Annotated in this window: 14 protein-coding genes and 2 pseudogenes; 7 read left to right on the top strand and 9 right to left on the bottom strand. The window is 57.2% G+C overall.

The genetic code is table 11. The annotated features are described in order from the left end of the window. Positions 1–122 precede the first annotated feature (122 nt). Genes AC0L2B_RS18905 through AC0L2B_RS18895 form a run of 3 tightly spaced genes read left to right on the top strand, consistent with a single transcriptional unit; the run spans position 123 to position 3,450 of the window. Positions 123–1,169 carry a Gfo/Idh/MocA family protein gene (locus AC0L2B_RS18905; RefSeq protein WP_473746409.1) on the top strand — a complete coding sequence of 349 codons (1,047 nt, stop codon included), beginning with the start codon at positions 123–125 and terminating at the stop codon, positions 1,167–1,169. Further along, a complete protein-coding gene (locus AC0L2B_RS18900; protein ID WP_473746408.1) occupies positions 1,166–3,220 on the top strand; it encodes an NAD-dependent epimerase/dehydratase family protein in 2,055 nt (684 codons plus the stop codon). The genes AC0L2B_RS18905 and AC0L2B_RS18900 overlap by 4 nt, the downstream gene beginning before the upstream one ends. After that, positions 3,193–3,450, top strand: coding sequence for a hypothetical protein (locus AC0L2B_RS18895; RefSeq protein WP_473746407.1), 258 nt, complete (start codon positions 3,193–3,195; stop codon positions 3,448–3,450). Before AC0L2B_RS18900 ends, AC0L2B_RS18895 begins: the two co-directional genes overlap by 28 nt. Before the next feature lie 88 nt (positions 3,451–3,538). On the opposite strand, the gene AC0L2B_RS18890 is transcribed toward AC0L2B_RS18895, so the two are convergent. Next, positions 3,539–4,195, bottom strand: a complete 657-nt coding sequence (locus AC0L2B_RS18890; RefSeq protein ID WP_473746406.1) for a putative sugar O-methyltransferase — start codon at positions 4,193–4,195, stop codon at positions 3,539–3,541. Between the two features lie 1,452 nt (positions 4,196–5,647). Between AC0L2B_RS18890 and AC0L2B_RS18885 the strand changes: the two genes are divergently transcribed. Next, positions 5,648–6,967, top strand: a complete 1,320-nt coding sequence (locus AC0L2B_RS18885; RefSeq protein WP_473746405.1) for a calcium-binding protein — start codon at positions 5,648–5,650, stop codon at positions 6,965–6,967. Positions 6,968–7,229: 262 nt separating this feature from the next. Continuing rightward, positions 7,230–8,020: pseudogene (locus tag AC0L2B_RS18880) on the top strand (transposase); the annotation flags it as partial. Positions 8,021–8,025: 5 nt separating this feature from the next. On the opposite strand, the gene AC0L2B_RS18875 reads toward AC0L2B_RS18880, so the two are convergent. From AC0L2B_RS18875 to AC0L2B_RS18865, 3 genes are all read right to left on the bottom strand, one after another. Further along, a complete protein-coding gene (locus AC0L2B_RS18875; protein ID WP_473746404.1) occupies positions 8,026–8,949 on the bottom strand; it encodes a glycosyltransferase family 2 protein in 924 nt (307 codons plus the stop codon). Positions 8,950–9,280: 331 nt separating this feature from the next. Next, entirely contained in the window at positions 9,281–10,306 is a 1,026-nt protein-coding gene (locus tag AC0L2B_RS18870) for a DUF354 domain-containing protein (protein WP_473746403.1), read from the bottom strand. A 98-nt stretch (positions 10,307–10,404) separates the two neighbouring features. After that, entirely contained in the window at positions 10,405–11,418 is a 1,014-nt protein-coding gene (locus tag AC0L2B_RS18865) for a glycosyltransferase family 2 protein (protein WP_236374905.1), read from the bottom strand. Positions 11,419–11,784: 366 nt separating this feature from the next. Between AC0L2B_RS18865 and AC0L2B_RS18860 the strand changes: the two genes are divergently transcribed. Further along, positions 11,785–12,066: a transposase gene (locus AC0L2B_RS18860; RefSeq protein WP_473746501.1), complete on the top strand. Its 282-nt coding sequence runs from the start codon at positions 11,785–11,787 to the stop codon at positions 12,064–12,066. A gap of 216 nt (positions 12,067–12,282) precedes the next feature. On the opposite strand, the gene AC0L2B_RS18855 is transcribed toward AC0L2B_RS18860, so the two are convergent. The 5 genes from AC0L2B_RS18855 to AC0L2B_RS18835 all read right to left on the bottom strand — a co-directional run bounded on the left by AC0L2B_RS18855 (position 12,283) and on the right by AC0L2B_RS18835 (position 18,742). Continuing rightward, entirely contained in the window at positions 12,283–12,726 is a 444-nt protein-coding gene (locus AC0L2B_RS18855) for a hypothetical protein (RefSeq protein WP_473746402.1), read from the bottom strand. Beyond that, positions 12,723–14,168 (bottom strand): GMC oxidoreductase, encoded by a 1,446-nt coding sequence (locus tag AC0L2B_RS18850; RefSeq protein WP_473746401.1) that lies wholly within the window; start codon positions 14,166–14,168, stop codon positions 12,723–12,725. Before AC0L2B_RS18850 ends, AC0L2B_RS18855 begins: the two co-directional genes overlap by 4 nt. Before the next feature lie 76 nt (positions 14,169–14,244). Beyond that, positions 14,245–15,657, bottom strand: coding sequence for an O-antigen ligase family protein (locus AC0L2B_RS18845; protein WP_473746400.1), 1,413 nt, complete (start codon positions 15,655–15,657; stop codon positions 14,245–14,247). 31 nt (positions 15,658–15,688) lie between these two features. Beyond that, positions 15,689–17,437, bottom strand: a complete 1,749-nt coding sequence (locus AC0L2B_RS18840) for a Wzz/FepE/Etk N-terminal domain-containing protein (protein ID WP_473746399.1) — start codon at positions 17,435–17,437, stop codon at positions 15,689–15,691. Positions 17,438–17,440: 3 nt separating this feature from the next. After that, entirely contained in the window at positions 17,441–18,742 is a 1,302-nt protein-coding gene (locus AC0L2B_RS18835; RefSeq protein WP_473746398.1) for a polysaccharide biosynthesis/export family protein, read from the bottom strand. A gap of 179 nt (positions 18,743–18,921) precedes the next feature. Here AC0L2B_RS18835 and AC0L2B_RS18830 point away from each other — a divergent pair. Then, positions 18,922–19,118, top strand: a pseudogene (locus tag AC0L2B_RS18830) (transposase); the annotation flags it as partial. Positions 19,119–19,128 lie beyond the last annotated feature (10 nt).

Genomic DNA, 19,128 nt, shown 5'->3' with positions numbered 1-19,128 from the left:
GACGCCGACAGGCTGGCGCGGGAGAGTGCGGTAGACAAGGCGCGTCCAGTGCCCCGATCGGCTCCATCGCCGCGAATGCCGCGGAACGCGCTGGGGATCGGCTCATCGCGAAGCGAGGCCTCTTGAGAGCTGCGCTAATAGGCACTGGGCAGATTGCCCGCCAGCATCTGGCATGCCTTCGCGAGCTGCCGGACGTCGAGGTTGTCGCTGTCTGTGACCTGTCCCGTGCCAGGGCCGAGTGCATGGCTGAGCGCTTCGACGTTGCCGCCTTTTTCACTGACAGCGCCGCCTTGCTTTCGGAGATGCGGCCAGATGTTGTTCACATCACGACACCTCCAGCTTCGCATTTCCCATTAGCAATGGCCGCTCTTGAATTCGGGGCGAACGTCATTGTCGAAAAACCGGCTGCATTAGCTTATGCGGACGTTGAGGCGCTGACGAAAAAGGCATTGGAACGCGGCGTTGCCTTCATCGAGGACCACAACTACGTTTTTAATCGAGCAACTCGACAGATTCGGGAGCTTATCGCGTCGGGTGAGTTTGGCGAGGTGACCCACGTCGAGGCGTTCCTCTGCTTGAATATTCTCAGAGCGGGAAGCCCGTTCTCCGATCCTAATTTACCCCATCCATCGTTGAGTATGCCAGGGGCCGCGATTTCTGATTTCCTGACCCATCTGGCGTCGCTCGCTTTTGTCTTTATTGGTGACCACCGCTGGGTCCACACGAACTGGTCAAACCGGTTTTCCTCGCCGTTGCCGTTCAGCGAATTCAGAGCCCTTGTCGGCGGGGAGCACGCAACCGCGATGCTGAGCTTCAGTGCCAATACTCGTCCGGACGCTTTCTGGTTACGCGCTTACGGAACGAAGATGCAAGCCGTAGCCAATCTTTTTGAAACCCGCCTCACTCTGTCTCGGCTTCACGGCGGCCCTAAGGCCCTCAACCCACTTATCAACGAGTTGCAGGAGGCCAGAGATTTGTCAAAGGCGGCATTTCAGACGCTTTTGTGGAAACTGAACGGCAGCCCCGGCAGTTACGAAGGCTTGTGGGAGTTGCTTGCCAGGGCTTACCGAGCCCTGAACTACGGAGCCGAATTGCCGGTTTCCATAGACCAGGTCATCGCCGTAAACCGACTGGTATCTGACCTCGTCGCAGAAGTGAGGCCCCCGTGAAAATCTTGGTTACGGGGGGAGCTGGATACCTTGGCAAACGAGTTGTTGCGCAGTTCTTGCTGCGCGGGCATTCGGTTCGAGTCATCGCCCGCGCCACCAGCCGGCTCGACAATTTGCCCTGGGCGGGCGATGTGGAGGTACATCACGCGGACTTACGAACGTCGTCTAATCTCGTCGAGGCCTTCGACGGCGTAGACGCGCTCGTACACCTGGCTGCCTCCTTGACCGGTGATGAGGACGCTCAGTTCGTTAGCACCGTGGTCGGCACGGAGCGGCTGCTTGAGGCAATGGCGTCTTCCGCCACTCGCCATTTGGTGCTGGCGAGTAGCTTTTCCGTCTACGCCTGGACCAAGGTTACGGGTACGCTAGACGAAGCATCGCCGGTTGAGCAGGCCCCCGATCTTTATTCCAGGGACAGTTACACCATTGCTAAGGTTTGGCAGGAGCGGGTGGCGCGACGGCTGAGCGCTGAGCACGGCTGGGATCTCACTGTTCTTCGGCCCGGCTTTATCTGGGGCCAAGGGGGTGAGTACTTTGCTGCGCTCGGATACAAACTGGGGCCAGTATATCTCGCCGTTGGGCCGAGAACGCGACTGCCACTCACGCATGTCGACAACTGCGCTGATTTCTTCGCGAATGCAACAGAGAACCCAAGCGCAGCAGGAGAGACGTTCAACGTCGTGGACGGCGATGATGTCCGAGTATGGCAACATCTTCGCGAGCACCTTACACGCTCGCACGCCGGCGGCCTGCCTATCCCGATGCCCTACAGAGCAGCGAGGCTCATTCCTGCCCTTGCCGCTTGGATCAATCGACGCCTGTTCCGAAACAAAGGGCGATTGCCGAACATTGCTGTGCCGAGCCGCTTTGAGGCGCGCTTTAAGCCGGCGCGGTTCAGCAATCGGAAGGCTCAGGGGGTCCTCGGTTGGGCACCGCCACTTGGCCGGGCGGAGTGCTTGCGCCGCACCTACAATCCGCCGGCAGTCTCTATGTCTGAGGCGCCCGCTGCTGTCGCGGCTCAGTTGCCGCGGGTCCCTCGATCCGAGGGCAGTGGAAGCGAGAGGTCGACCGCGCCTCGTGCCACCATCATCATACCAACCTTCAAACGGCCGCTTCGTCTCCGAGAATGCATTGCAAGTTGTTTCGCGCAGGAAGGTCCGATCGCGGGAAGCTTTGAAATACTCGTGGTTGATAACTGCCCGGACGGCTCCGCTGCTGCGGTCGTCCATGAGCTTTCGCGATCAGCTGCAGTTCCGGTTCACTATCTGCATGAACCGCGACCCGGAATCTCAATGGCGCGAAACGCCGGGCTTTGCCATGCCAGAGGAGAGTTCGCTGTCTTCATAGACGATGATGAGGTCGCAACGAAAGGTTGGTTGGCTCATCTGTTTGAAGCGCAATGCCGGTCTGATGCCGATGTGGTATTTGGGCCCGTTCTTCCGACGATGCCCGAGATAACGGACCCGGCCAAGCGTGCGTTTTTCCGCACGGCTTTCTCCCATTGGACAGATCATCCGTCCGGTGCCTCCGTCGGGAGCACACTTCTGACGCCATTTTGGGCACGTGGCACGGACGCTTACCCATCCCTGGCCACGGGTAACTGCCTGATAAGGCACCGATCGAGCGAGATCGCGGCTGTCCGTTTCGATGATCGCCTCGGGATGTTCGGCGGAGAGGATGCTCTGTATTTCAACCAGCTGGCCGCAGGTGGCGCTCACTTTATCTGGTGCGCGGAAGCCGTGGCGTGGGAGCATGTGCCGCAGGAGCGTCTCCGCCTCGGCTACGTGCTTCTGCGCGCGCTTCGGGGCGGGCAGGTTGCATCGTGGGCGCCCATGCTGCTGTCGCCGGCGCGACCGGCACTAACGGCGCTTTCCATGGCCATAGCCCTCGTGCAAGCTCCCGTGTTCGCTTTTCTGGCATGTGGCTACGCTGCATTCGCGTCGCCTAAACGTTACTACTATCTCACGCGGCTAGCGGGCGCTATTGGGAAGCTATTTTGGGCCGCACCGTTCAGGAGGAGATCATGGCCGTCGTGGCCAAGCAAGCGGTAATTCTGCGGGCGGATATCTCGACGGGTAGCTGCATGGCCTCGCCAGTCGCAAGCAATTTCGTGATTTCGCTCGAGCAGTCTGCGACGACGGTGATCTGCGCGCTCCGTCCCCATAAATCGCTCGGCGTCAAGCGCCATCCGCGATGGCGCGCAGGCGCTCGATCGGCCGGCGATGCTTCGGAGTCGCGGGATGCAACAAACCGCCGCCAGCGGGGCCTGTCAACCACCTAATCATTGGTGTGATGTCAGCTTGAATGCCCGCTTCCGACCCGTTCCGGTCTTTGATCCGCACGAATGCCGTTTGGGGGCTTTTGGAAGGCTATGTTCGGCGAAACAAATAAAATTCCGATGGATAGAGGCCGTGATCGCGCAAAATCTGTGATTGCGCAAATTTCGGCTGCTGCACAATCAGCCGATACCCAGACTCCTCAATTTTTTCCCGAAAATCATTGCGAACGCCGTACCCATCACGAGACGTCAAGCCGAAGTCTGTCTCAATGAACAACCAAGGGATTTTTATGGCACTAAGTTCCTCGAGCCACCACGCCACGACGCGACCGCGGCACTCGGTGAAGCTATGCACGTTAATCGCCAGCTCGATCGGGATGGACCGTAACCCGGTCACCTTGTCAAGGGGCACCACGGCGCACCGGTCGAGCACATTCCGAAACGCCAAATAGTACTGCGATAGAAAGGTCGACTCCGGTACCGCATCAGTACAAAAATACTTCCCAACATTAGGGCACGCCGCAGTCATTCTGTGTGCAAGCCTGCCATAACCGGCCCCGATATCGAGCACATTGATAGATCGGGACTCAGAAAACAATGGAACGTACGCGGCCAAAAAGTTAAGTTCGATGATGGAGTCGAGAAGGTCCCGACTCACGAGTTTTCCATGGAAGTCGAAAGTTTCGGCGCCGAAGTAGTTGTCCTCCTCCAACACCGGAAACAGGTCTGCCTTGTCGGTTTTCTCCACATACGCAGCCGTCGCGTAGAATACCAGAGGGGAATACGCTCGCGACTGAAAGACGTAAGGATTGTCAGCCCGAAAATACGACAGGTCTAACCGGGTCTCGACATCTTGGCGCGACCATTGGATGTGCTCCGTTGCCGGGTGATTGGCGTACCGTCGTCGCAGGTCCTGGAGGTCAGGGTGGTCCGCGCGAAGCACGGTGTGACACCCGTCAGGCAGTTTGCCGATAGGGTGTTTCGGTCGCTCGACTAGCAAAAAGTACCGGCTAAGGTTGGGCGCGTCGGCAAGGAGGCGATCGCGGGTTCGTGTGCTTATTGCGGTGAAGCCCAGACAATTTTGGAAGAGCGCAAGTATATCTTTTGTAATCTTACGGACCCGAGCAGACATGCCAACTGATGTCCCTGCGAATAGAACGTATTGGGCGCGCAGCATCAGTGCAGCCGCTCGTGAGGCTCGATGCTACTGCTTCCGGGCGCTGGAATCCAGACGTCTGAGAAACTTTGCCAAGGCGACAGAGCAGCTTGATCAAACACGCCGTGATCTCTTAAAGCCGGACAGGCGGCAGTAGGCGCGAGCGTGGCCAGTGGCCGCTCTCCGGCTCCGCCTATATCCATCTGTAGCCGGGCACAGTTCCTCCCAAACGTGTCCGTGTTTTGGAGCCTGCGAGGAATGCCGAAGTGCCTCGCCGGCTCGTCTTTCTTATCGCTCATCCTCTCGGCTCCGGCGACGAGCCCGTCCCCGCCGAAACGCAGCCTTGCGCGAGCGCCGGCTCACACAAACGAAAGCCGCCCCGGTTTCCCGAAGGCGGTCTTTGGCGCGGAACCCGGCTGGCTCTGCCGGATACCAGCAAACACCCATGGCCAGGCGCTCTGTGGCACTCTCCCGCATCAGCGCGAGGCCCTCCTTGCCATCTCCCTGTTGGGCCATTGCCCAACCTCTCAGGATCAGCCCGCACTCCGTCCCCATAAATCGCTCGGCGTCAAGCGCCATCCGCGATGGCGCGCAGGCGCTCGATCGGCCGGCGATGCTTCGGTGTCGCGGGATGCGACAAACCGCCGCCAGCGGGGCCTGTCAACGCACCTAAGTTTCTCCGGATACGGGCTTCCAAAATTTCCCAGCCTGGCGGGTTTTTAGGGTCGCCGGTGATCAGCCGGGATTGGGTCTTTTCTGGTGGTCTGCCGGGCGCTTGGGGCGGACGGCGGGGTGATGAGGGGCTTGGACTGGACGTGGGATCAACAGCCAGGATGCGACGGTGGCACTGAACGTCGTACTGTGCAATCTTTTAAGTTGTGGACAGAATGTCACTCCACAGATTTATGCTGGAACCAGTCACATTGTCGTCATATTCCCTACTTACGTTCGGACTGGTAAGATGAACTAATATCCGCAATAGGATATCACCTCAACAAAACATCAAAACTCTCCCGAAACACTTATATGTGGACAATTAAGATTATGGCTGGATCCTACGATAACTTCCTTGATGCCCTTGCATTCAGCGAATCGAGCAATCGATACGATTACGTGAACCCGCAGGGTTATGCAGGCGCTTACCAGGTCGGCGAATCGGCAATGCGGATGATCGGCTACTACAAGCTCGATGGCACCGCAGCAGTGGACTGGAACAACGGTTGGACCGGCAAGGACGGCATCAACAGTCTGGCAGACTGGTTGAGCCATCCGGCTATCCAGGACAAAGCAATTGGCGAGTATTATACCTACCTATGGAATAGCGAGTTCAAGGATCTTGGCCTTCAGAAGTTTATCGGACAAACAATCAACGGTGTTGAAATCACAGCATCTGGCCTTCTCGCCGGGGCGCATTTGGTTGGCGCTGATGCTGTGGCGGTGTATCTTAATTCAGGAGGCACTCAAGGCGCGACCGATCCGTGGGGAACGCCTGTCGCGGAGTACATCTCGAAATTCGGCGGGTACGATGTCAGTCCAGTAATTGGAACGGCCACACCAACCGGCACGGGCGCCGATCAAACGGCCGCACCAACCACCGGCACGGGCGCCGATCAAACGGCCGCACCAACCGACACGGGCGCCGATCAAACGGCCACACCAACCGACACGGGCGCCGATCAAACGGCCACACCAACCGGCACGGGCGCCGATCACATGCTCGGTAGCGACCGCAACGACAGCTATACGGTCGACAATATCGGAGACGTCGTGGACGAAACCGGCACGACCGGCGTCGACACAGTCAATTCCTCGATCAGCTACAGTTTGTCGGACACGGCGCATGCCCTCGGCGCCATCGAGGGGCTGACCTTGACCGGCACGGCCAATATCGACGGCACCGGCAACGCCCTGGCCAACACCCTCACGGGCAATGCCGGCAACAACCATCTGTCGGGGCTTGGCGGCAAAGACACCATCGGCGGCGGCAATGGCAACGACACCATCGCTGGCGGGCTCGGCCGTGACCTGTTGACCGGCGGCACCGGCGCCGACACCTTTGTGTTCAACTCGATGACCGACAGCAAGCTGGGTGCTAAGAGCCGGGATGTGATCCAGGACTTCAGCACTGCGCAGGGCGACAAAGTCGACGTCTCGGCAATCGACGCCAATAGCGTGACGGCCGGCTCGCAGGAATTCAGCTTCATCGGCACGTCCGGCTTTACGCATCATGCTGGCGAGTTGCGCTATGCGACGGTGAAAGGCAACGCATTGGTCTATGGCGATGTCGACGGCAATGGCACCGCCGACTTCTCGATGCAGCTACTGCACGTCGCTTCGCTCCACGCGAGCGATTTCATCCTGTAGGGGCTCAGATCAGCACGCTTTGCGCTCTGGTCGGTCGACCAGGGCAGAAGCTTCAGCGCATCATCGGGGGCACCGGCTTCTGAAGCGCGAGCGCTTCCTCGTCGTCTGTGGAGCGCACGCCGCTGATTTTGTGTGAATTTTGGATTTGAACAAGTATTCGCGTTTGCCGGATTTCGTGGCTATGGACGACGATTCCGGCAAATTCGATCCTGCCTGCGCCCTGTGATTCCATCGTCCTGACGAAGCGGGGCGTGCGCCGGCAATGCGACCGAGGGAGCGCCGAGAGAGCGGCAGACCGACCTGTTCCGGTCCCGGCTCGATCAGATGCTCGACATGGATCGGGCGCTGGTGAAGCTGGCGCGCACGATCGACTGGCGCTTTCTGGAAGAGCGGCTCGGTGCAGTCTATAACGACGATCTCGGCCGGCCGCTCTTGGCGACGCGGCTGATGGCAGGATTGGCCATCCTCAAGGCAATGCACAACTTCTCCGATGAGGGCAATGGGTGCTGCAGCCCTAATTCCAATTTTCCAATTCTTCTGCGGGGAGGAGTTCTTCCAGCACCGTTTGCCTTTCGGTTGCTCGCCGCTGACGCGCCGGCTCGCCCCCAGCCGGTTCGGAACCGCCTCAAGAACATGGAAACTTCTATCATCAGACATAGGCGCAGACCTGGAAATTGACGCTGCAAGCTCCTCGGCTCCTTCAGCCATCATCTCTCGCCCATCATCTCATGCCACGCCAGATGGGGTGCGCTTCGCGCTTACCGCGTGTACGACGCGCTGACGCCAGTGCATGGAGGAAGGCAGGAGAGCCTTGCGGCGGCCACAAGGGTGGGAGTGGCCAAGCCGCCGACTTCCGCCAAGTGATCGTCTACCCCACGGTAGAGGAGAAGGCCGTCACCTTCCCGACCGACGCTAAGCTGATGCATCGCGCCGGCGAGCGGCTGGTGAAGCCCAGAAATATGGCCTGGCCCTGCGCCAGTCCTGTGCCGGGCTGGGCAAGTTCGCCCCCTGATCAACCATCAGCGCTATGCCCACGCCAAACAGTTCGGGAGGAACGTTCATCCCCCCTGAATTGATGGGCGAGCGCGAAGAGAGCCCATCCAATGTATCGAGTTGCGCGAGGTGACAAAGTGTTCATGGACAATTTTCTCGTTTAGCCCCCGCCACTTCGCCCTATGATGACTGGTAAGGGAATCACGGTGCAGCCGGTAAAAATAACAGGGCTCATAATAATGCAATGCGGGATACCGGATGCATATTCTTACCCAGTAGTCGAAGTCCTCCGCGTGACGGTATTTGGCTCGGTACTCGCCTATTTCGTCTCGCACTTCGCGCCTATACATGAAGCAAGCGCCAACCACTGCCGACGCCAGGTCCGGACTGCGAAGGCCCGTTGGGGGCATACTCATGGAGATACCAAGGCGGTCGCCAAGTTCATCAATGCGAATAAAACTCGTGTAAACCAGTCCCGCGCTCGGATACGTCGTCAACTGTTGAGCCATATACTCAATCGCACCCGGAGCGTACAAGTTGTCATCGCTGGTCCAGGTGAAGTAAGCGCCTGTAGCCGCTCGGAAACCGGTATTCAACGAATCGGGAAGCCCGTGGTTTGAGGTGTTCCTGATCACCTTGATACGGCTGTCGACCGCCGCATATTCACTGATAATTCGAGGCGTCGCGTCGGTCGAGCAATCGTCAACAATTATCAGCTCCAAATTTCGGTGGGTTTGGCAAAGGCAACTTTCGACTGACGCGCGAAGGAATCGTTCGCCGTTGTAAACCGGAAGAACGATAGTGATCTTCGTATCGGGATCATATTTACGCCATCTGGCGGTCTCTTGAAGCGCTGAACTCTGGCCTGAATCCACCAAAATCTTTAGCGCGGGGAACTGTTCGCTCAGGAATTCGAAAAGCCATTCCTTCGACCGACAAAGCCCTCGCAGATCTATTACATCCGGGTCACATGCGGCAACATTTGACACTATATCGTCCTGCCAGTGGAGACGCCTGGCGGCATTGAATCCCAATATTTCCGAAATCGCCCGTCTGAATCTGTGTCGGCTTCTCCAGGTGCGCTCCCCGAGGCGGGACTGTGCCCAACTCATAGGTAGTACCAGCCTGCGATTAGAATAGCTCACGGGTTGCCCGAATGAGGTGAGCACTGCTACCCGAGTAAAGCCCGAGCTTGCGTCTCCGACCGCCGAAGCCATCGACTTGTTAGAATCCGCCATAACGAGCAAACGCATCGGTGATGTGCCCCAACCTCTGAAAGTCTGAACACGCGTCTTTCGATCCATTCCTCTGCTGCGATCTTTAGGTTACGCTTAAAATTGCGTCGAGGACCTGCTCCGTCGCGCGGCTGTCGACGGTGGGCACCGGACGTCTGGGCTTCTTGGCGGGCGCAAGCCGCTCAATATCTCTCATCGTATCTATTCTCCCCAGTGCTCCTTCTGCGATGAGCTTCAGGTCGACCCCAGCCATTCGACCTCTGAACACTGTGCAGGCAGGCGTTCCCAAAACAACAGCTTCCCGATTCATCGACCCTCCTGCACTGATGGTAAGGTCGGCGTAATAGATCAAGTTGAGACCGTCCAATACTTCCGTTGGAATTATTAAGTTTCGCCCACCAGCAGCACGAAAGCTTTCGGACTGGGAACTGTAGCGTGGGAGAAGGATGACCTTCGTCTTTGCCATTCTCGAAAAATGGTGCACGAGATGGGCGAATAGATCGTTCTCGAAGCGATGGTAGGCACTCTGTGTCGCCGGGGGACGGATTAACACCAGAACGTCCTCGTCAGTGATATTGTACGCGCGCAGCGACTTTGGAAAATCCGGATTTGGCGTGAAATCCACGAGCGTGACATGCTCCTTCAGGCCATCGTGAAATCTTACCTTTGAGGGCTTTCCGCCTTGCCGGCGCAGCGCTTCGAGATTGAATCCGGAGGGAACAACTATGCACCGTGCCAGGCGAAAAGCAACGTGGTTCGCCGGCTGATGCTCATAGTCCATGCACGTTACAAGAGGTATCGACACAAGTCGCGCTGCCAATGCCTGTGCGTACGAGTTGAACCCGACCGCGACATCAAAGCGCTCGTTGTAGACGCGGTGAGCCAGCATAGCAGCGCGCTTGAATATGGCCGCACCTTTACCCATCATGGTCGAGCCGCCATGCCGCCCGATCACCTCGACGGGGAGGCCACACATTTTCGCTATCGCGGTTGTCTCGCTGAACTCACGAGCTGTCAGCCAAGTCGTATGGCCTCGCTCGTTCAGGCGCTTTATCAAGGGGCGAAAAAACAGTGGATCTGGCGCCGTCGAGAGGTCAATCCATATTTTCATCGTCTCCTCCCGTTGCGGCGCAATCGCCCCAGGTTGGCGGTAGAGAAGGTCCGCAACGAGCTTCTCTACCCGAGGAGATCGTCGAACTCCGATCGGACTTATGGTGAATTCGCCCTGTGCAGCCGGCCCAATTTTGTATATTGTCGCCGTCCGCTGGACATTAGTCCTAACTGAGCAAGTGCACGCGCAGTTCGCTCTTTCCGCTCCATGCCGATTAACCTCACGAGGACTCGCCCAAGCCGGGTTGGCGATACGGCCCGTTTTCCTGCTAACCGCACACCCCGTTCCAGGGCTTCACGCGCCAGATCAGTGCGCGCGGAAAACGCGCGGTGAGCCAGCATCTGATATGCAATTCCCAATGGAATTTTGTAACTGTCCCACAAGTCGTGCTGGTGCAACTCTGTTTCCAGTTTTTCGAACGCCCGCATGCTTGACCGGACGCGATGTTCCGAGAAGATGTCGCGGCTCATCGAAAGAGCATTCGTGCCGTGCCGGCGGTAGTACGACTCGCCTCCACGCGCGACCGCCAAACGGGTTCCGCGCAGGAGAGCTCGATACATCAGATCTCCATCTTCGTTTGTCGTTAGCTCTCCGTCGAAGCCGCCAAGCCTGTTGAATAACTTTCGCGGCCAAAGGAAGGAACAGCACGGTATCCACTGTCCCAGGAGCCATCCCGCAAGGGGGTCAGGATGTGGGAGCGGAAACGGCACTTCGCTGGCCTCGGCAATCCATGCGCCGTTTTTCTGAACGAGTGTTCTCCACTTGCAACAGGCGACGGTGTCGGGTCCCTCCTTCACCGCGGCAAGCAGCGCCGCCACTGTGTCGGGAGCGATCAGGTCGTCGCAATCCAGGAACAGCAGGTATTCGCCCCTCGATCGCGCAACCCCTGCATTACGGGATCGCGGAAGTCCCTGGTTGGAGTGGCGGATCCCGATTAGTCTATCGGCATAGGAATGTATGATGCTTCCGCTCTGATCCGTTGACCCGTCATCTACCACAACAATCTCAACGTGCGGGTATGACTGCGTCAGAGCTGAATCAATTGCGTCTCGAAGGTACGCCTCTCCATTGTAGCAGGGGATGATGATAGAGACGAGCGGGTCAATGGGCATCGGATCCTCCAAAGTGGGATCGCTGGATGCGATAAGCATACAGCCGCTTCGCGACAAAATCCAGTTAACCTTAACAGGGCGTCCGGGTCGCCTTGCGACGTGTTGTCGGTGCAGCGGTCGACCAGGGTGTAGCCGCCGCGCGATTTGTGGGTGGGACATGCCCTTGCGCGCTCGATCACGCGAGAGAAAGGCGACGCGATTCACGTGTCGCCGCCCCGGCGCTTTGTCCCCCGGAGCCCGGGTCGATTCTACCGTTGGGATGGCCCCTTGCGACGCGCCGCTGCCAGACCCGTTACCGGCCCGGCTCGCCCCTTGCCCACCCGTTCACCCGTCTGACCTGGCGAACGTGCTGTTGCTCGTCCCACCCTGCTGGCGCCGGGCCGGCGCACCGTCACGGCGGCATTGCGCATTCTCGGGCGGCGAGTTGCACCCCGATTTCCCATCTACCACCGGGTTCTGGGGCGGGCGAAGTGGTCGTCCCGCGCCGTGGCCGGACGCCTGCTCCGTCTGCTCGTCGCCGCCTTCGTTCCCGCCCAAACGGACATCGTGATCGGCCTCGACGATACGGTCGGGCGAAGATGGGGGCCGAAGATCAACGCCCGCGGCATCTATCGCGATCCTGTCCGATCCTCCAACGGCCGTTCGTAGGAAACTCCGCCGCCGTCCGACGCCAAATCTGGCAGCATCAATATCTTATGCATCTCCCCGACACGCCGAGACAGCATAAAAATTCCCCCTCCTATCTGGCACAGAATGACCACAGCTCTCAGCCACGCCAGATAATGCCATCAAGGCCGCCTCACCGCGATCCTAGCCTCCCTCTCTTTCTCTTTGGGGGATAAAGTCGCGCTTAGGAATGGCCTTCTAAAAGCCCTCATTCGGGGTTAGCCCTGCGCTTCCAACACTCGTAGCCAGCAATACATCGTGAATTACAAGCTGCAAAGCTGCCTCTGTATTGGTCAGCACATAGCGGCCGTTTGATATGAAACGCGAGTTCTTATAATCATCGAAGATCATAGTTCTTATTAGGCTCGCAAATTCCCCTTCTCGTCCGGAAAAGCTCAAAAGACTTTCTGCTGACCTCACTACATCCTTCGACACATTGATCACCGACTGAACGTCAAAGTTAGGAAGGGGTTGATTAAGTTTTTTTGCGTAACTTTCCCCTATATTAGGGATGTCGTGATCGTCGGCATAGTTATATATGCCAAACGAAATCGAGCCCGCTGCTAACAATGAGGCCGTGGTAACCAAAGCGCACTTCTTCAGGACTTGACGGCGAGTTCTCCTCTCCTTCATAAGCTTCATAGCTTCATCTCCTTGAGGACGATATCTGCGGTTCTAATTGCTAAAGCACAAATTGTGAAGGTTGGATTGGCAAACCCGTTTGTCGGCATGACTGACGACCCGGCTACATAAAGATTTTTCACGCCAAATACCTTCGTAGAGCTATCTACAACTCCAAATTCTGGGGAGGCCGCCATTCTGGTTGTCCCATGTAGATGGCCAACAGCGACTGTATCAACCGGAACCGCTGGCTTGGAGATTGAATGGGCGATGTTCCGGGTGAACCAAGTGACAGCATGCCCCACAAGTTCATCTTGATCCTCGCCGAATGCTAAATTCAAGTCTCCGTCGAGACCTTCGGCAAGTGCCTTTGAACTGATTGCGGAGTTCTCCACTCGCGGAAACTGCTCCATCCCAAGTGTTGCTTCAAATACTACCGGTGTTAAGGAAAACAAAGACCGGTAGTTTTGTGCCATGATCAACATTTCTTGTGATATTTCGTGTTCCTTCTCGCCTATCTGAAAGTTGAAATCAGCCCATTTGTTTTTCCTAACTAGATCTTCATGTGGCGCAAGGGATACGAATTTCTCTTGGTTTATAAGGCCTTCGCTAAATATTTCCTTTGATACATCTGGGCGAAGAAGGCACTCAAACATTCTGTATTTGTGTGGATGTTCTTGGAGCCATTTCCCAATGTTTCTTTGGGCACCAAGGGCAATTCCGGAGGCGCGTGTAAGTCTTCCCAGAAGCCTGGCATTTCCAACGGCCCCACCACATAATACAATCACATGACCTTTGATAACTGACTTGCTTCCATTATCGCTTTCTATAACGCAACCGCCAACAGATCCACCAGCTTCAAGCAAGTTAACGACAGTCGCATTCTGAATTACTGTAATCAGTTTGGACTTAGCAAGGCCTTCTCCAAACTCGTCTAGAACCCTCACAGGAGGCGAAAAAAAGAACTTTCCAATTTTTGTATTACCCGTGCTCGACAAAGACCTTTCCTCGGCGAAGAAGTCGCTCCCTGTATCTAACTCAAGGTAATGAGCGGCCTTTTCATAATAAGGACGCAGCGCATCTCGGCCTATTGGCCATCCGTAGCTAGGACCCAAGCCCCTGCTTTCGAAAGTTACAGCGCGGGGGATGGCGCACCAGCCACCCCAAACAGCAGAGGTACCGCCAAACTGACGCCGAATATGCAGCTGTGTGAAATCTTGCTGGATCCAATAATCAGCCACAGCGAATGGTGATTTCCTGACATTCCAGCGAGCGTCCGGGTTGTCCTGATTTCCGCTTTCCAGAACGACGACGCGCTGGCCCGCCTTCTCCAGACCCTGTGCTATCGCAATCCCGGCTAAGCCGCTGCCAACTACGATTATGTTTCCGGGGGGCTCTGCGCCCTTGAGGTCTTGAAGGTCTAGAATTGTCATGGTCTTACCAGCGGTGATTCTGTTTCGCATGGCCGGACTCTGAGCGTTCGGCAGCTCTGCATCGAGATTATTCGGGCCAAACGACCAGACATGCCAGACATCCTGGTCACCGGTTGTTACGGGCTGCGCTACGGAAATTGCCGCGGCGCCTCTTTTCCAGGGCGCCGCCCCCTAAATTCTGTCGGCCATCAGGTCCTCTGGAACGGCCAGCAGCCTCGGCACCTTGCTCCCGCAACAGCAAGCTGGCGGCTCCAATGTCGGCACATACTATAAGCAAAGCCAGCCACAATGGGTCGAATGCTCTAAAAAAGGAGCTTTCCATGCCATTATGCAGCATCGCGAACAAAAAAACCGACAGGCAGAGCCACGCACGCGAGGGTTCCGCACGCGCCACCCTTCCGACGGCGGTCAAGCTGAAGAAGATCGCTATCGCGAATACGGCGAAGCCAATACTCCCCGTCTGCAATATGATATCAAGATATCCGTTATGCGCATGCGGCATCTCGGCAACAAAGCCAGGCGCCTCACGCACGCTGGGCGCGTCAGGCCCAACGAGCCAAAACGATTGGAATCCCCAGCCGAACATTGGCCTGCGTTCGATCATTTCGAGCGCAAAGGACCAGATTTCCGTTCGGCCCGTGAATCCAACATCTCCGAAGAAAAAGAGGAATGCATCCTCCTTGCTGAAGTCCAGAACGTTTGAAGCGATGAATACACCGACTATAAACAACGACGACAGATAACCCATGAGCGCTGCGGGCGAGAATGGCGTTACGATGGAAGCCGCAATTACAAGGCCGGCAACCGCGGGGCTGAGCAATGCCAAGCCAAGCGACGTCTTCGACTCGCTCGCAATAAGCAATGTGAGCGCGACCACGATCCCGATGCCTCCCCGCAGGCGGTAAATGACGCCGGTCCTACTCACCTGGTGCAACGCAAACATGAATGCGAGTGCCGACATCTCCCCCAACAGGTTCTTTCCAGTAAAAAAGCCAGCATGACCCAGTTCGCCTCTCTGCGTCAGGAAAAGGAACGGAAGGTTAAGCAAAGCGGTCAGGCCAAAGCAGACGAAAAGATGATCTGTTGCGATTGGCGTCCGTCGCAATGAGACGATGGGAAGCACGGCGCAAACGAATACCATCACTTGCAGGACGTATCTCCTCACGGAGATTTCCGGCGCAATCGACCATGCGACGCTCAGTCCAGCAACCAACAGGTAGACAATGAACCACATAATGTTTGCGGGCAGCGCAAAATCCAGTCGGCGGCGCAAGCTTGCAGCCAAGCCGATGCAAAGGATGAAAAGAGCAGCCCAGAAAAACTGGTTCTCCGGTCGAGAAATGGCTTCGACGCCTTGAACGGGAAACCAGAACAGCAGTAGGGGAGAAACGATCAGGGAGAAGCTACACGCCAGCGCCGGTATCAGGGCGTAGATTGAAGCCGCGAAGTCAGCGACGCGGCCGTGCGCCGGCTCTCTCACCAAGTCATTATTGCTTGAGTCGGATCTCGCATCCGCCATTATGGCCTTCGTTCAGTATTTGCCCATTACGTCATGTCCCAGTGTAATGAACATCCCCACGCGCAAGTGAACGTTCGATTCTCCACGGTACGATACTTGGGAAGCTTTGAGCGGAGGGCCATTCCGCATACTCCTGAAAGCGATACTTCGAGAGATGACTCTCGATAGGGTAAGAGAAAGGATCGATTGCAATGCGGTTCACCTTATTCAAGACAAAGCCGAGAAAATCATTCTGGTTCATCCCTGCCGCCAATACGGCTGAAGTAAGGAGTGAACTGGGTATTCGAGCCCATTCGACCACAAGCACGAAAGCGTCAACAAACGTGCGAGCGCACAATAACTCCGGCACAGGCGCGAAGGGTGGCAGGTCTACAACCACGATGTCGTAGCTGTCGCGGCATTCGCGCACGAACGATTGGACCCGTACCGCATCTACGACGGGCGTGCCGACCCCGCCCGCGTAAGGAAGAAAATGGACACCCGATTTCATGTTGATTGCGACAGCCTCTGCTATCGTGCACCGTCCCGCAAGCACATCCAGCAGCCCTGTCGTGGCGCCAGGCTCGAACAGGCGAGTTAGCGAGGGCTTGTATGGATTACCATCTATCAGTAACACGCGACATCCTGCAACCACCGCAGAGCAGGCGAGATTCGACGCTAACGTGGTCGCCCCTTCCCCTGAGATTATCGAGGTCAGGCCGATGATCTGCCCTCTCCCTCGCCGAAGCGCTGCGGTTCTAATGCGCTTCACCACGAAGGCAAGGTCTGACGAGGGCGACAGAGGCGCTCGCATCAGCCGCCGACTTGTGCGGCGTTCTGGCCAAGCTTTATACGGCGTCCGCCTCATGACGGCACCCAGAAAGGGTACATTCAACAATCTTTCGATCTGCCGCGGGTTTCGAATTGTCTGATCGAGCGCAAAGCGTAGAGCTGCAGCGCCGATGCCAAGGAGCAAACCGAGTGCAACGAAACCTGCCAACAGCAACGTTCGCGTAGGCCCCTCGCGTCGAATCGGCGGTCCCGCAAGGCTGATGACCCTTGCCCTGGTTCCTAAGTCCTTGACGCGGTCGCGGAGCCAAGCGCTTGCATTGGCCGTTGCAGCGGCAGCGGCATCCAGCTGTTGCGCGAGATAGGCATTCAAAATTTCGTTGACAATCCGAGCGGATTTGTCCGCATCCTGAGACCTGAAGCTCACCTCAATAACTGAACTCTTGCCGACGCGCTTCACAGAGAGCATGTTTTGGAAAGCTTGAAGCGCGACCCGTTCCGACCGCTGCTGTCCTTGCAGCGACCCGCTTCCCAGCCACCCTGCGATGTCACGGAGGGCCGGAACTTGTGCCACGTATTCGCTAAACGTGTCCAATGTCCGCCGTGCCAGGCTTTTCGCCCCGCTTCCAACAAAATCCAAGTCACGCACCAAGTCGAGGCTGGCAATGACGCGCAAGGCAATCGCATCTGACCGAATGATCTCCACCTGCGTGTCTACAGCCGACACATCAACGTTCGAGACAATTGGAAGCAGCTCCTCGCGGCCAGTTTCAAGACGTGTATTCTCGATCAGGAGGAGGCCGCGTGCGGTGTAAATTGGCCTCTGTTGAAGGACATAGAATACGCCGCAGACCGAGATAACGAGCAAGATGGCCAACACAAGCCACTTCTGAGCGTACAGGATACGCAAAGGACGCAGGAGATCGACAGGAGGCACGTGGGCCAAAGCAACCTCGCGTTCTTCCTCCCGTGTCGATTTTGCCACAATACTGGATTTGTCGATCCGATCCATGTTTCACCTACTTGGAACGACCGGCGGCGCTCCCCAATGCGCCATGCCCGATCCACTGCCGCCCAAGCGCGATCCACCAGCAGAACCGGATTCAGGAGCAACTCGCTCGACACTGACGACATCGCCGGGTTCGACCCGCGCGTCATCGTCGACCTGGAACTTGTGCACGCCCGTCGAATCCTCCCGAACAATCTGATACCGGAATCGCATGCTCCGCTGGTCGGCAACGACGCCACGAACCGCCGCCCCGGAAAGCTCCGCCTCCCGGATCAGTTCCTCATGCGTCGCTATCTCGCTTTGCACTTCCACGAGTTCGGCGAGAACCTGCTGGATCTCGGTCGCGATATCCTTTTTTCGATCGTCGGTAGCCTTGTCCAGAGCCAACTCAGTCTGGATAATGGACTGCCGCGCGCGCGTGATTAGAACCTCTACGTCCCTTTGGTCACCTTCTATTTGCGCGCTCAATCGCTCGAGAGTTGCTTGGCGAGGCATCAGTGCGAGCCCTTTCTCTTCCAGAATTCGGCCAGCCTCTAATTCCCGTTGCACTGACTTCTGCTGCTTCTGCAAGCTTTCAATCCGGGCTTCGAGCCCTCCGATCTCCTGCGCATATGTTTCAACCTGCGCGTGCAGGCTGGCTTTCTGGTTATCGAATGCGGTCTTCCTGGCGGTGAGGATCGAGGTCTCTCGCGCGAGTTCTGCCGAGGTCACGCCTGCAAGTTCGCCCGGTTCCTTGAGATTCACCTCGATTATGGCTAGTTCGCGCGTCTCGCTCTCAAGTCGCGCGAGTCGAAGCAGGAGCGCTCGACGTTTGCCCTCATAAATGTTCAGGCTGCCTCTGCTGAGAATGGCGTCCCGTTCCGCTCTTAGCGCCTGAAAATCCGACCCCCGATAAGCTCCGCCAGCGATACTAAGGGCCGTCAGGATTCTCGTCCCGGGTCGATAGGCATACTCCCCTGGGTGCTGCACATCCCCTAAAACGTAGAACGGGCGGTACTGTAGTATGTCGACTGAGACATAGGGCGGTTCACGCAGGTTCTCCTTTTTCTGGAGCCGGCTGGAGATTTCCTTTGCGAGATCGGCGACGCTGATGCCATCCGCCTTCAGTGTCCCGACCAGCGGCAACGCTAGAGTTCCGTCGTCTCCTACCGCAAGGTCGTCGGACAGAGCGGGCCATTCATAAACCTTGATGCGAACCTTATCTTGCGGACCTAGCTTGTAGTCGGCTGCGGCGGCTTGGAATGAAATCGGTACAGCAGCACACAGCAGCACGCCAAACAAAAAGCGCCGAACATCTTGGATAGCCATGGATGCCAACCTCACATGCGGCAATCCTGAACCAATCCGGCTCACTGTGCAAATTACATCGAATGCGGCCTAGTCCAAAAAATTCATGGCGGTTGGCGGATGGGATGCAAGCCGTTGAAATGACGTAGGATTTGGTTGCTTACGCCGATCCGCGCCACTTCCCGGAGACCACACCCGCCATGAATGATCCTACGCTGCCGCTGACCGGTTTGTCATCTGTTCGCGGCAAGTCCGTCGTCGCGCGCTTCGACGGCATGCTGTCGTCCAACAGCGGGGTTCTCGCTCTGGCTGAGGTGGAAAAGCGGCTGCGGGTGGCTGACGTCTGGCGCGCTGCATCGATCATCCGCGCTGCCCGGACCAGGTCATCCATAGCGTATGATCGGCTT

It is taken from the genome of Mesorhizobium sp. WSM4815 (assembly GCF_055811575.1).
The sequence above is the reverse complement of the archived record's forward strand: the minus strand, read 5'-3'. Positions and strand labels throughout refer to the sequence as shown.

Coding starts and splice junctions, on each gene's coding strand:
- AC0L2B_RS18895 (WP_473746407.1), top strand. CDS start 3,193: ATGGCCGTCGTGGCCAAGCAAGCGGTAATTCTGCGGGCGGATATCTCG.
- AC0L2B_RS18885 (WP_473746405.1), top strand. CDS start 5,648: ATGGCTGGATCCTACGATAACTTCCTTGATGCCCTTGCATTCAGCGAA.
- AC0L2B_RS18870 (WP_473746403.1), bottom strand. CDS start 10,306: ATGAAAATATGGATTGACCTCTCGACGGCGCCAGATCCACTGTTTTTT.
- AC0L2B_RS18865 (WP_236374905.1), bottom strand. CDS start 11,418: ATGCCCATTGACCCGCTCGTCTCTATCATCATCCCCTGCTACAATGGA.
- AC0L2B_RS18855 (WP_473746402.1), bottom strand. CDS start 12,726: ATGAAGCTTATGAAGGAGAGGAGAACTCGCCGTCAAGTCCTGAAGAAG.
- AC0L2B_RS18850 (WP_473746401.1), bottom strand. CDS start 14,168: ATGCGAAACAGAATCACCGCTGGTAAGACCATGACAATTCTAGACCTT.
- AC0L2B_RS18845 (WP_473746400.1), bottom strand. CDS start 15,657: ATGGCGGATGCGAGATCCGACTCAAGCAATAATGACTTGGTGAGAGAG.
- AC0L2B_RS18840 (WP_473746399.1), bottom strand. CDS start 17,437: ATGGATCGGATCGACAAATCCAGTATTGTGGCAAAATCGACACGGGAG.
- AC0L2B_RS18835 (WP_473746398.1), bottom strand. CDS start 18,742: ATGGCTATCCAAGATGTTCGGCGCTTTTTGTTTGGCGTGCTGCTGTGT.